The 13429-nt window shown below is 61.0% G+C and carries 12 protein-coding genes; 10 read left to right on the top strand and 2 right to left on the bottom strand.

Annotation, left to right across the window (positions count from 1 at the left end):
- Positions 1-25: 25 nt before the first annotated feature.
- Positions 26-709 (top strand): GntR family transcriptional regulator, encoded by a 684-nt coding sequence (locus IB279_RS19030; protein WP_113189273.1) that lies wholly within the window; start codon positions 26-28, stop codon positions 707-709.
- Positions 710-713: 4 nt separating this feature from the next.
- Here IB279_RS19030 and IB279_RS19025 read toward each other — a convergent pair whose 3' ends face one another.
- Positions 714-2210 carry an aldehyde dehydrogenase gene (locus IB279_RS19025; RefSeq protein ID WP_309142299.1) on the bottom strand — a complete coding sequence of 499 codons (1497 nt, stop codon included), beginning with the start codon at positions 2208-2210 and terminating at the stop codon, positions 714-716.
- 102 nt (positions 2211-2312) lie between these two features.
- On the opposite strand from IB279_RS19025, the gene IB279_RS19020 reads away from it, so the two are divergent.
- The 5 genes from IB279_RS19020 (at position 2313) to IB279_RS19000 (ending at position 8033) form a co-directional block, all read left to right on the top strand.
- Positions 2313-3176: a transketolase gene (locus IB279_RS19020; RefSeq protein ID WP_192339526.1), complete on the top strand. Its 864-nt coding sequence runs from the start codon at positions 2313-2315 to the stop codon at positions 3174-3176.
- Between the two features lies 1 nt (position 3177).
- The gene (locus IB279_RS19015) at positions 3178-4167 is read left to right on the top strand and encodes a transketolase family protein (RefSeq protein WP_113189271.1); all 990 of its coding nucleotides are present in this window, start codon (positions 3178-3180) and stop codon (positions 4165-4167) included.
- Between the two features lie 132 nt (positions 4168-4299).
- Entirely contained in the window at positions 4300-5496 is a 1197-nt protein-coding gene (locus IB279_RS19010; RefSeq protein ID WP_246802019.1) for a sugar ABC transporter substrate-binding protein, read from the top strand.
- Positions 5497-5551: 55 nt separating this feature from the next.
- Positions 5552-7045 carry a sugar ABC transporter ATP-binding protein gene (locus tag IB279_RS19005; RefSeq protein ID WP_113189299.1) on the top strand — a complete coding sequence of 498 codons (1494 nt, stop codon included), beginning with the start codon at positions 5552-5554 and terminating at the stop codon, positions 7043-7045.
- Positions 7035-8033 carry an ABC transporter permease gene (locus IB279_RS19000; protein ID WP_113189269.1) on the top strand — a complete coding sequence of 333 codons (999 nt, stop codon included), beginning with the start codon at positions 7035-7037 and terminating at the stop codon, positions 8031-8033. Before IB279_RS19005 ends, IB279_RS19000 begins: the two co-directional genes overlap by 11 nt.
- 52 nt (positions 8034-8085) lie before the next feature.
- Here IB279_RS19000 and IB279_RS18995 read toward each other — a convergent pair whose 3' ends face one another.
- Positions 8086-8868 carry a shikimate dehydrogenase gene (locus IB279_RS18995; protein ID WP_113189268.1) on the bottom strand — a complete coding sequence of 261 codons (783 nt, stop codon included), beginning with the start codon at positions 8866-8868 and terminating at the stop codon, positions 8086-8088.
- A gap of 83 nt (positions 8869-8951) precedes the next feature.
- On the opposite strand from IB279_RS18995, the gene IB279_RS18990 reads away from it, so the two are divergent.
- From IB279_RS18990 to IB279_RS18975, 4 genes are all read left to right on the top strand, one after another.
- A complete protein-coding gene (locus IB279_RS18990) occupies positions 8952-10055 on the top strand; it encodes a glycerol dehydrogenase (protein ID WP_162741384.1) in 1104 nt (367 codons plus the stop codon).
- 33 nt (positions 10056-10088) lie between these two features.
- Positions 10089-10799 carry an SDR family NAD(P)-dependent oxidoreductase gene (locus IB279_RS18985; RefSeq protein WP_113189266.1) on the top strand — a complete coding sequence of 237 codons (711 nt, stop codon included), beginning with the start codon at positions 10089-10091 and terminating at the stop codon, positions 10797-10799.
- 11 nt (positions 10800-10810) lie between these two features.
- On the top strand, positions 10811-11785 hold the full coding sequence (locus IB279_RS18980; RefSeq protein WP_113189265.1) for a zinc-binding dehydrogenase: 975 nt from the start codon (positions 10811-10813) through the stop codon (positions 11783-11785).
- 525 nt (positions 11786-12310) lie between these two features.
- Positions 12311-12805, top strand: a complete 495-nt coding sequence (locus tag IB279_RS18975) for a ProQ/FINO family protein (protein WP_113189264.1) — start codon at positions 12311-12313, stop codon at positions 12803-12805.
- Positions 12806-13429 lie beyond the last annotated feature (624 nt).

Genomic DNA, 13429 nt, shown 5'->3' with positions numbered 1-13429 from the left:
CCAAAGAATCGCCACAGGCCCTCAGATGAACCAACTGCCGAAAATCAACAAGGGAAATCTCTCCGAGCAGGTTTACGGCACGATCCGTTCATCGCTGATGGATGGACGTTATGAACCCGGTGAACGATTGACGATCGCGAGCCTTGCGGAGCAGCTCGGCGTCTCGATAACGCCCGTCCGCGAAGCGATCTTCCGGCTCGTGACAGAGCGTGCGCTTGAAATGAGGGCCGCCACTTCGATCCAGGTGAGGAGCCTCACGCCGTCGGAGCTGCGCGAGATTCAGATCATCCGCCACCACCTGGAGGGCGAGGCGGCGGCGCAAGCCGCCGTCAAGATATCGATAAAAGAGCTGGCGCAACTCGAAGCTCTGCAGGCGGATTTCACCAAGGCTGCAGCCAACGATCCGCTGGAGGCCTCCCGCTTCAACCGCGAGTTCCATTTCAGGCTTGCCGAAGCCGCGCAAATGCCCATGCTCTACGCCACGATCGAGGGCATGTGGGCGCAGATGGGACCACTCATCCACCTATACCACCTCAACACCCCGACCCGCGTTCTGGCAAGCGGTAACCACGGCCATTATGACGTGCTGCGCGCTCTCGCCGCCCGTGATCCGGAAGGATCCCGAAGGGCAATCCAGGCCGACATCGGCGTTGGCGTCGTGATGGTCGAATGGCTGGAAGCCAAGGAGGCGGCCGAAGCCGCCTCCTGATTTTTCAAAGCTCAATCCAGGTCGTCTTCAACTCGGTGTATTTGTCGATCGCGTGCAGCGACTTGTCGCGGCCATTGCCTGACTGCTTGAACCCACCAAACGGCACCGTCGCGTCGCCGTGGTCATAGCAGTTCACCCAGACCGTGCCGGCGCGAAGCTGGCGGGCGATACGGTGGGCGCGGGAGAGGTCGCGCGTCCACACCGCGGCCGCCAGCCCGTAGGGGCTGTCGTTGGCGACACGGACAGCCTCCTCGTCATCCTCAACCGTAATCGTCGACAGTACGGGGCCGAAGATTTCTTCGCGCGCGATCGTCATGTCATTGCGCACATCTGCGAAGATCGTCGGATTGACGTAGTAGCCATCCGGAGTGTCAGTCGGCCGATCACCGCCGAGCACCAACCGGGCCCCTTCTGCCTTGCCCTTCGCGATATAGCCTTCGACGCGGTCGCGGTGGCTGCTTTCGACAAGCGCGCCGAGCTTGGTCGACGGATCAAGCGGATCGCCGGGACGGATGGACCGGGCGGTACTGACGACGATGTCGAGGAACTGCTCCTGGATGCGCTTGGAAAGGATCAGCCGCGATGGCGCGACGCAGACTTCGCCCTGGTTGAAGCAGATCGCCGTCGCCGCACGCTCGGCTGCGACACGCAGTTCCGGCACGTCATCGAGGATGATGTTGGGCGACTTGCCGCCGCATTCCAGGAAGACACGTTTCATGTTGGACTGGCCGGCATATTGCAGGAACAGTTTGCCGACTTCGCCCGATCCGGTGAAGGCGAGGCAGTCGACGTCCATATGCATGCCGAGCGCCTTGCCGGCGGTTGGGCCGAAGCCGGGAACAACGTTGAAGACGCCATCAGGTATGCCCGCCTCGGCGGCAAGCTCGGCAAGGCGGATTGCCGTTAAGGGGGACTGCTCGGCGGGCTTGAGCACGACCGAATTGCCCATGGCGAGAGCCGGGGCGAATTTCCACGTCGCCATTAGCATCGGGAAGTTCCATGGCACGACCGCACCAACTACGCCGATCGGCTCGCGGGTGATCATGGCGAGTTGGCCGGGACCCGTCGGCGCTATTTCATCATAGAGTTTGTCCGGGCACTCGGCGTACCACTGCAAGGTGTCGAGGACGACGTTGACGTCGATGTTGCGGCTTTCGGAAACCGGCTTTCCCATGTCGAGCGTTTCCAGCACGGCAAGCTCGTCCATGTGTTTTTCGAACAGAGACGCAAAGCGCTGAAGCACTTTCTTGCGCTCCTTCGGCGACCGGTCGCGCCAGACGCCAGCATCGAAGGCACGGCGCCCCGCCAGCACCGCGCGGTCGACATCTTCCCTGTCGCAGGCCGCAACGCGCGCGATCACCTTGCCGTCGCGGGGCGAGATGTCCTCGAACGTCTCTCCCGAGGCGGCGTCGGTAAAGCGACCGTCGATGAAGGCCCGACCGTTGATTTCGATCCGACTCCGGATGGCGGTCACTTCCGACTGTGTCAGTGCAAGATTCACATTCTCCTCCATTTTTGTCCGTGACATATATCATATATCATGTTATCTCGCCTCATCGCAAGCAGTTGTTGCCGCTCGTTCGGCAAATCAAAGGAGGAGCGCGTGACGCCACCAATCAGAAATGATTTTCGCCCTACCGAAACCGAGATCGCGCGCCTCAGGGACCGGGCACAGTTCGTGCGCCTGGAGACCATCCGGCTTATCGAGATCGCCAAGGTGGGCCACTACACCTCGGTGTTTTCGGCCGCCGAGATCTTTGCGGCGCTCTACTATGACGTGATGCAGCTGTCGCCAGATCCGAAATGGCCGGATCGCGACCGCTTCCTGATGGGTAAGGGCCACGCGGCGGTGGGCTTGTTCCCCATCCTTGCCGAGCTTGGCTATATTCCGACGGAGGTGCTGAACGGCTATACGCGCCTCGGCAATCCGCTTGGCGACCACCCCGACATGCGCAAGGTGCCGGGCGTCGACTTTTCCTCCGGCTCTATTGGACACGCACTGTCTAACGGTCTCGGCATGGCGCTCAACGGACGCCGCCAGGGCCGCGACTTCACCACCTTCGTCATGCTCGGTGACGGCGAGATGCAGGAGGGCCAGGTTTGGGAAGCGGCCATCGGCGCGGCCCACAACAAGCTGTCCCGCCTTGTCGCGATTGTCGACCGAAACGGCTACCAGCTCGATGGTGCTGTCGACGACGTCATGGGCATCGAGCCGCTGGATGAAAAATGGCGGGCCTTTGGCTGGGAGGTGCATGTCGTCGATGGCCATGACATCGCGGAGCTGACCGCGCTGCTGCGCCGCGTGAAGGCGGACAACACGCGCGAAAAGCCGTGCTGCATCATCGCGCGCACGCTTAAGGGCAAGGGTGTCTCCTACATGGAGACCGAGCCCGGCTGGCACCTCGGTTACCTCGATCCGTCCGATGCGGAAGCCGCCCGTCAAGAAATTCTTTCAAAGGTGATCTGAGATGAGCTCTGCCAACCTGCGGCCAAACTCGCCGAATTCGTGGCACTACCGCGAACTGAACATGAAGAACCCCGGCCTGGACCACCTGTCCAACGGGCTGATCTCGCTCGTCGAGGCGGGCCGCGACATCGTGGCCGGCTCCGCGGACCTTCAATACTCCAATGGTCTCAACCGCTTCGCCGCCCGCTTTCCGGACCGCTACTTCAGCTTCGGCATCTCCGAGCAGAACATGGTATCCGCCGCCGCAGGCATCGCGTCGACAGGCACCATGCCCTACGTTGCGACCTTCGCCTCCTTCCTCGGCCTGCTCACCTGCGAGCAAATCCGCATGGACGTCGCCTATTGCGCCCTGCCCGTTCGGCTGATCGGGCATCATACCGGCATCTCGATGGGATTCTACGGCACGTCGCACCATGCAACAGAAGACATCGGCACGATGCGTTCGATCGCCGATCTCACGATCGTTTCCCCGGCCGATGGCCCGCAGTTCGAAGCGGCGATCCGCGCCTCGGCCGACCATGACCGCCCGATCTACTTCCGCACGGGGCGTGGGCGTGAGCCAGACCTCTATGATCCGAAGGCCGACTTCGCCTTCGGCAAGGCAATCGAGCACGCAACGGGCGAGGAACTGACGATCATCGCCTGCGGTCTTCCGGTTCATCCATCGGTGCAGGTCGCCAAAAAGCTTAAGGCTGAAGGCCGCAGTATCGGCGTCATCGACATGGCGACGGTCAAGCCGATTGATCGGGATGCCATTCTTGCGGCCGCCGCCCGTTCGAAGGTCATCCTGACGATCGAAGAGCACAACATTCTCGGCGGTCTCGGCGCCGCCGTCGCCGAGGTGCTCGCCGAGGAAGGAAGCCCTGCGCGGCTTGTGCGCCACGGTATCCGCGACGAATACGCGCTGATCGCCCCGCCGACGCATCTGTACGCCCATTACCGGCTCGACGAGGCCGGCATCGAAACGGTTGTCCGCGAGATCATCCGCTGACAGGCGCCGTCGTGCGCCGGGAGGGCGCACGACCTCCGCTCGCAGGAGCGGTCCCACACATCGAACTTCAACAGAGGGAGAGAGATTATGAGGTTCCTGAAATCCGCATCGCTGATGCTGTGCACCGCCGCATTGGCCTTCGTCACGACGACTGTGACGGCCGCTGACAAGCACGAAATCTATAAGCTTTTACCGAATTCGGCACTGTCCGGTGTCATCGAACCGAAACTGGCCGACCGTTCAGAAATGCCCAAGGGGTTGCCGGCTGGTCCACGCGACACGAGCAAGAAACTTGTGATCGGCTGGACGGAGATAACTCTTGGAAACCCCTGGTTTGTGAGCGTCGTCGATACAGCCAAGGCCAAAGCTAATGAATACGGCTACGAGCTCGATGTGCAGGTCGCCGACGGAGATCCAGCAAAAACGTCCGCCCAGATCGACGCCTTTATTGCAAAGAAGGTCGACGTGATCGTTATGGATCCGACTGACCTGGCCGCCGCAGCGGCTGACGCGCAGCGTGCCGTCGACGCCGGCATTCCTGTGATTGCACTGGGTACGGTGCCGGATGAAAGCCCGATCCTCACCACCGTTCTCTTCAACCCTTATGGTAATGGCTTTGAGGCTGGTCGGTATGTCGCGCAACACTATGGTGCCGACAAGCAGATAACCGCTGCTGCGATCCTCGGCACGGTCGGCAACTCCACTTCGGAAAGCCGCGTCAACGGCATGATCACGGGTATCATCTACGAGCGCTCGCAGCAGCTCGGTCTTGGTCTTTCAAAAGAAGACGCGATGCTGGCCGGGTTCAACAAATTCCTGCAACTGAAGACTGGCGGTTCCTTCGACTACCCGGAGGCGAAATTGAGCGTGGTCTCGATGGGCGTCGGACTTTGGACAGAGGAAGGCGGTCTCGACGCTGCCGAAGACATTCTCACCGCCCATTCGTCGAAGCTCGACATCATCCTCGCCGAGAATGATTTCATGGGTATGGGCGCGTTGCGCGCAATCGACAACCAGGGGCTAAAGGGCAAGATCGCGGTAGCCAGCGCGGCGGACGGCTTTCGCACCGCCCTTGAGCTGGTGAAGTCAGGTGACATGCTGGTGACGGGCCTTTGCTCTGGCTCGCATACCGGCGAAGGCGTCATGACGTTGATCCACCAGATCTTCGACAAGGGCTTCGACGCCAGCAATCTGCCACTGGGCTCCTACTACCCGTCGCAAATCGTGACGAAGAAGAACGTCGATGAGTTCATCGATCCGGATACGTCCAATCCCTTCTTCCGCTACACGGTTCCGCAATTCAAGTCGATCGACGATCTCAACGGCTGAACAGACCAGAAGACGGCGGGCCTGTTCGGCCCGCCCCATCAGACAGGAGGTTATGATGGACCGCCTAGAAATGCGGGGGGTTTCCAAGGAGTTCGGCGGCATCGCCGCTCTTGACGATGCGCAGTTTTCGGCCCGGTCCGGCGAAGTACACGCCCTCATGGGCGAAAATGGCGCCGGCAAATCGACATTCATGAAGGTTCTCGCGGGCGCTTACCAGCACGATAGAGGCGAGATACGCATCGACGGTGAACCGGTCAGCATTGCCAGCCCCCATGATGCAATGCGCCGAGGCATATCGATCATCTACCAGGAATTCTCCCTCGCTCAGCATCTCACAGTGGCCGAGAACATTCTCATCGAAGCTTTGGGCCACAACTTCATTATCAACAGGAAGGCTATGAGGGCACGCGCCACTGCGCTTCTTTCCGGCATGGGCTTTGACGACATCGATCCCGATGAAATCGTCAGCAACCTCACGGTCGCCCAGCAGCAGGTCATCGAGATCTGCAAGGCTCTCTCCCGAGAGTGCTCGATCCTGATACTGGATGAACCGACAGCGGTGCTTACTAACCATGAGACAGAAAAGCTTTTCAAACTCGTGCGGCAGCTGCGTGATCAGGGCGTCTGTATCATCTACATCTCTCACCGCTTGGACGAGATCTTTAGCCTCTGTGATCGCGTAACTGTGCTGAAAGACGGCGCAACCGTCGGAACTTGGGAGACGACTGCCCTTGATCAAAAGAGCCTCGTCAACCTGATGATTGGCCGTGAGCTGACGGACTTTTTTCCGCGGCGTGAAGTCACTCTCGGTCCCGTCGCCATGGAGGTTGAGAACCTGGCAACAGGTCCGCTCGTTTCCGGCGTTACGTTCACCGTCAGGCGAGGCGAGGTGCTCGGTATCGGCGGTCTGGTCGGAGCCGGCCGCACGGAGGTGCTTCGAGCCATTTTTGGAGCTGATCCTATCGCGGGCGGCCAAGTGCGCCTCGACGGAAAAACCCTTGACATCAAAAGACCCGGGCAAGCCGTGCGCGCCGGCATCGGCCTGGTGCCGGAAGACCGTAAGCATCAGGGATGCCTTCTCGACATGACTATTCTGACCAATGCGATGCTAACGCCCGTCAATCCCCATCTTGGGCCCTTCGGCCTCTTGCGCGACCGCCGCGAACGCGACGCGACCGAAGGCTTGCGCTCGCGGCTCAACCTGAAGGCTGCAAGCATCGACGCGGATGCCGGTACGCTTTCCGGTGGCAATCAGCAGAAGGTCGCGCTGATGAAGTGGCTCGTCTCCGGCTGCGAGGTGCTACTGCTCGATGAACCGACACGCGGTGTCGATGTTGGCGCAAAGGTCGAGATCTATCGCGTCATTAACGAACTTGCGGCCAACGGCGCCGCCATCATCATGGTCTCTTCCGAAATGCTGGAACTTATTGGCATGTGCGACCGCGTGCTCGTCATGCGCGCAGGGCGGATCACAGGCGAACTGTCCGGTGACGGCATCACGGAAGAAGGCATCATCGAACTTGCTATGGGGCGCGAGAATGTCCACTAATTCGAAGGCCTCAAGCCTCGTTTCAAACCTGGTGACCTACAACATCTACATCATGCTGGCGGCGCTCATCGTCGTCTCCGCGGTGCTTTCCGAACATTTTCTGACGCTCCAGAACATCTACAACCTGCTGCGCCAGTTGGCACCGCTCGCCCTTGTGGCGATCGGGATGTTACTGGTGATTCTTGTCGGTGGAATAGATCTCTCGGTCGGTTCCATCGCGGCGATCGGCGGCATGGGTGTGGCGATGGTAATGCCAGCGCTGCCCTTCTACGGGGGTGGAGCTCTTGTTCTCTGCGTCTTTGGCGCGGTGCTGTTCGGCGCTTTGCTGGGCGCCATCAACGGCGTTCTCGTCGCCGGCTTCGGCATGGCTTCCTTCGTCGCGACGCTCGCCATGATGACCATGGCAAGAGGGCTCGCTTACATGCTGTCGAACGGCCAGCCGGTTCGCTTTCCCCGCGACCTGCCGACGGCGCAGATACTTGCGACCTTCGGCAGCAAGGGCATCCCCGGGGTCGATCTGCCCTGGCCGGTTCTGGCCGTCCTTCTGATCATCGCCCTCTTCATCTTCCTGTTGCGCCGGACCAATTGGGGACGTCTCACCGTCGCGACTGGCAGCAACGAGAGTGCCGTGCGCCTCGCTGGCCTTCCCGTGTGGCGATACAAGTTCCTCGCCTTCACTCTCAGCGGCGCGCTTTCAGCCCTCGCCGGCATCTTTGTGACCGCGCGCACCGCCGTCGGAACGCCGGTTACCGGCGTTGGCCTCGAACTCGACGCCATCGCCGCCTGTGTCATTGGCGGAGCCCTGCTTTCAGGTGGCAAGGGTAGTGTGACGGACACGATGATCGGGGTCCTCATCCTCGGGTTGATCGGCAACATCATGAACCTGATGAGCGTTCCGGCCTATCCGCAGCAGATCATCAAGGGCGTCATCATCATTCTGGCCGTGCTGATGCAAGGCATCGGCGCGCATGCCAAGAGACGTGTCTAACCTCCCAGGCAGCACTTGGTCCGCATCGCAAACCGATGCGGACCTTTTTTTGTCACTTGAGGAAGTCGACGAGCAGGCGCACCTGTTGGTCGATCATGTGAATCCCCTTATGAACCCGGCATCCTCGAGCTTCGGCCGCGATCAACAATGGCGTCATGTCGGGTTGCATGACCACTTCCGCGACAAGAGAGCCCGGATCGAGCCTTTCAACATCGACCGGCAAGGCGTCGCCCTCGTGCATACCCAGCGCAGTGCCGTTGACAATAAGGTCATAGCCGGCCGGATCCGGCGAGCCCGCTGCAATACGCGCGGCCGGGAAGGCGCTCACAAGCTGCATTGCAAGGTGTTCGGCCTTGTCGCGCGAGCGATTTGCGATCGTAAGATCCTTCACGCCAGCCTGAAGAAGAGCATGCCCAACGCCGCTCGCCGCGCCGCCCGCCCCGACGAGCAAGGTGCGGAAATCCGCCGGCTCATGCCCCTGATGCCGCAGCCCGGCGACGAAACCTTCGCCATCGAACATGCCACCCGTCAGACTGCCGTCCGCCTCCCGGCGTATGATGTTGCAGGCACCGACAAGCGTGGCAGCTCCGACCTTTCGGTCGCAGAGCCTTGCAGCAGATGCCTTGTGTGGAATTGTGATGACCATGCCGGCGACATTTTCCATCGCCCGAAAGCTGGCCACTGTCTGATCCAGCATGTCCGGGCGCACATCAAGCGGTGCCATGACCATATCCAGCCCCTGAAGCTGGCATTCGGCATTAAAGAGCGCAGGCGTGCGCACGTGGCGCGCGGGGTGGGCGAACAAGGGGACGAAACGGGTTTTCCCGGAAATCATAAGTTCTTCCTCTAAACGGCAACAAGACGCTTGCGCCTTCGGACTAATCATATATCATATATGAACGTCTTATGGGAGTAAAAATGCCTGATCCCCTCACTGTTTTCGATGCGCAGCTCAGAGTTTTCGGCGCGCCCTCCCGCTATATCCAAGGTCGAGGGATTCTCGACCGGATTGGCGGCTTTGCCGCACAGATCGGCACGAGCGCCGTCCTGGTGGCAGATGTGCATATCCTTCCCCTCGTCGAAGACACCCTTCGGCAATCCCTCGACAAGGCCGGCGTTTCGCTGGTGATCCTGCCATTCGAGGGGCAGCTCGGCATTAAGACTGCCCAGCGGCTTTCCGCCGCTTTGGGCGACCGCACGCCCGAAATCGTCGTCGCCACAGGGGGCGGACGCGCAATCGACGCCGGTAAAGCACTTGCTGACCTGCGGGGCCTCAAGCTGATCACGGTACCAACCGTCGCCTCCAACGACGCCCCGACAAGCAAGAACTACGTGCTCTACGACGAAAACGACATCCTTCTTGAAGTCAGGCACCTCGCACGCAACCCGAATTTTGTCGTCGTTGACACGGCGCTTTTGGCAGGAGCGCCGCAGTCCATGTTCGCTGCCGGATTGGGCGACGCCCTGTCGAAGAAGGCCGAGGCGCTCGCTTGTGCCAGCGGACGCGGCGTCACCATGTTCCGGGCCCGGCCGACCCGCCTTGCCCCTGCGATCGCTACACTTTGTCACGACACACTGGTTACTCATGGCGTGGCGGCCTACAACGCGGCGGGTTCCGGTGAGCCGAACGAGGCATTCGACGCCGCCGTCGAAGCGATGATCCTCATGGCCGGCCTTGGCTTTGAAAGTGGCGGTCTCTCGATCCCACACGCACTCACCCGTGGACTGCCACTCGTCCCGGGCGTCAAAGCAAAGCCCCACGGATTTCAGGTGGCCTATGGTCTTTTGGTCCACCACCAGCTGTTGGGCGAGGCTTTGCCGCCGGCTATTGCTGCCCTTTATAGACACACCGGGCTGCCGCTCAGCCTGCGCGCGCTTGCAGGAAACCCCGTCAACCAGGAACATTTTCTCGCCGTCGCCGAGGCATCCATTGCCGTGCCGCACATACTGAACTTCCCACATCCGCTCACCGTCGACGACCTTGTGGAGGCAATGCACACGGTCGAGGGCGAGGCTGCGTGATGCCAGATCGAACGAAATAGGCAGGAGTAAAGAATGCCCAATGAAGACCAAGTAAAACCCCTTGCTGTGGTGACCGGCGGCGGCACCGGCATTGGCCGTGCCGTGGCGGAACTTCTCGCGGAGAGCGGCTATCAGGTTATTGCGCTGGGGCTCGATCGCGATGAAGATCTCAGCCCGGATGTCGCCTTTCATAAGGTGGACCTGACCGACACGAAAGCAAGCGTCGCTGCACTGCCGGACGCACGACCCGTCGCTGGCCTCGTCAATTGCGCTGGCATGCTGCGCCACCAACAGGAGTGGGAGACCGAGGCCTTCGAACAGGTAATGCGCGTCAACGTCACCGCCGGCTTCGCCTTCTCCGCCGCCTTGCTTGACAGACTGCAGGCGGCAGGTGGTTCAGTCGTCAATGTTGCATCGATGTGGGCGATCTTCGGCTCACCCGGAGCCCCGGCTTACACAGCCAGCAAGGGCGCCGTCGCCGCAATGACCCGCTCCCAGGCGGTCGCTTGGGCCGGACGCGGCATTCGCGTCAATTCGATCGCCCCAGGTTGGGTGGAGACGCGAATCTCCGAAAACGCGCGAACCGACCCGGCGCGCGCCGAGCGCATCGGCGCCCGCATTCCGATGGGCCGCTGGGCCAAGCCCGCGGAAGTCGCGTCAGTCGTACGTTTCCTGTTGTCGTCCGACGCGGGCTATGTGACCGGTGCAATGATTCCGATCGACGGTGGCTACTCGATCTGCTGAGGAGTGTGGAAATGAAAGCCTGGGTTCACGAAAAAACCGGCGATCCGGACGTGCTACAGCTTCGCGACATGCCGAAGCCACGGCCAGGGTGCGGCGAACTGCTCATCCGTAACCGTGCCATCGGCCTCAACCCCGTCGATTGGAAGTTCATTCTCTGGGGTCACGATGCCTGGTCCTGGCCACACATTCCGGGCGTCGACGGGGCCGGCGAGGTGGCAGAGGTCGGTAAAGGCGTCAGCCACATCGGTGTCGGTGCGCGCGTTGCCTATCACAACGACCTGCTTCGCCCCGGTTCCTTTGCCGAATATACGGTCATCCCGGCGCGCGCCGCCATTCCCCTGCCGCAAAGCCTTCCCTTTGCTGCAGCCGCGTCGATCCCCTGCCCAGGCCTGACTGCGCAACAGTCGATTGGCAAGGTCCCCCTTTGGCCCGGCGCACACGTACTCGTCACCGGGGCCTCGGGAGCCGTCGGCGGCGCCCTGCTCCAGCTTGCACGCGAAAAGGGCTGGATCGTTCATGCCGTCGCCTCGGCGTCTCAGGCAGACCGCCTCCTGAAGCTCGGCGCGGCAACCGTCACCGACTACCGCACCGAAGGCTGGAAAGACGCGTGGAAGCGGCGCACGCAATACCAACCCCTGCACGCCGTCTTCGACATGGTCAGCGGCGCGCATGCCGCCAGCCTTGCACCGCTTCTGGCAGCCAACGGTCACCTGGTCTGTATCCAGGACCGGCAGGAAACCGCACCACTGCCCGCCTTTTCCACGACGATCTCGCTGCACGAAGTCGGCCTCAACGCCATGCACGGGCATGCCTGCGATCATCAATGGGGCCGGCTCGTGGCCGCGGGGGTCGACATGGCCCGGAAAATCTGCGAGGGGGCCTTCGACCCCCAGCTTATTGAAACGGCGAGCTTTGAGGAGCTGCCGGCGTCGCTTTCGCGCCTGAAAGCGGGCCCGAACCCGGGCAACCGGGTCATTCTCCTTTAGCGTGATGAAAACCGCGGTGAGGCGAGCGAACATGCCTCACCGCTGGCCCCGCAATAGAAATACTGCAGCCTCTCGGCCTTCATATTCCAGGTGTCGAAGGGGTTGCAGAGCGCGCGCCAGTCGCCTGACAATTCGTTGGATGCAAAAGGTCCATCAAAAGAGCTGGTGTAAACTCGCTCACGCCATAGGCGCCGTTCACTTCCAAGAACTGCTCGACCAGCCCCCCAATTCCTCGACAATGGGATGGGAAGATGACCATCGGGCATCGCGTCGACAGATGCGAGAACCACGACCTCTGCGGATTAACGAATTCCAGCGCAAACCGATCGCTCTGGAGATCGGCGACACCAAACGGCTCTCGCCTTGGCGCTTCAAGAACCTTGCCGTTCGGTCAAAGCCCGCAGGGAGCTCTGCACTCGGACTATTGACCACGGCCTCGACGCGACCTACGTCATTTGCTGCTTGTCATATAGAGCAACTTGTCATCAAGGTTACATTGCGAGATTGCGACAGGTACCAATCGTCATGGGTGACAAACCCTCCCGCAAAAACTCTCCACCAAGAAACGCTGGTGCCGTGCTGGCGCGCGAGAGGGATATTTCTCGGGCCGAGGCAATCAATGCGCTTCTCACGCGGCCGGTTGACATCCTGCCTGCAAAGGTTGGTGACCCGATCCGACCGTTCGCGCTCGGGCTATGGAGTGAGATCCGCTGCCTTCTAAGGCCGGAGGTGAGCGCATCGACTCTACGCAAGGCAACGGGTTCATATGTCCACTCTCGACGCTACCAGATTGCAATGGCGCGACCAGATTCCCTTCGGCACGACATCAACGGAGCACCGGTCGGCGCGGTGTCGGATGGCGACAGGTTGGCCGCACAGCAGAAATACGAGGGCCTCAGGAGTGGCAACGGAGCGCGCAAAACCGCGTCAGGGGCGGCGCCCGCTTCTCTTCGCCCTACCGTTTCAAAGTCAGACATGATCCGCGCTGCCCTGCTCAATCGCAACGGCACGCAGCGCTAGATCGTTCGACGCTTCTTCAGAAGCGTCAGATCCATCACGACGATGAATCGATGCAGCGGTCCCGCGTGGCGAGGCCCTAGATCTCAATAAAAGTATCGAAACGCCTCAGCCAGCCGCGGCAAGGGACGCCTCAGTCGTTCTCCAAATGCTTGCACGCAGCGTGAGATAGCGATTTTTCCGCCGAAATCACTCATACTAATTGGGGGGATGGCCGTCCCAATTGGCTCTCCGCACGCGCCAGGCTCCACTTGCCTTGAGGAGGTGCCTGACCCGGGACGACCACGTCCGAAAGGGTTTGGGAGAGCCCTTTGCCCAGCGCCTTTACCCCGCTTCCTTCCGGTCCAGAGCGCCAGCAGGGTCCTGTTGGACATGGTCCGTCCCGTCACAGTCGCTGATAGGCCCTTGACCGCACCGATGTGAACAATTCGGCACTCGTTGTTCGATCGGCTCGCTGGAGGCGGATGCGACCCTCCCGCATCGACAACCCTTGCCCATCAACGGCTCACGGAACCAGTCGGCGTTCCAGTTTCGCATCGAGTTGAAGGCGAGGGCCAAAGCACTCAAAAGCATCTAGACATATAATCATAATTATACGTATAGTTCGTATAACTACACCAAAAGGGG

The organism is Ensifer sp. ENS06, assembly GCF_014852205.1.
In the GTDB taxonomy this organism is placed as follows: Bacteria; Pseudomonadota; Alphaproteobacteria; order Rhizobiales; family Rhizobiaceae; genus Ensifer; species Ensifer adhaerens.
The sequence above is the reverse complement of the archived record's forward strand: the minus strand, read 5'-3'. Positions and strand labels throughout refer to the sequence as shown.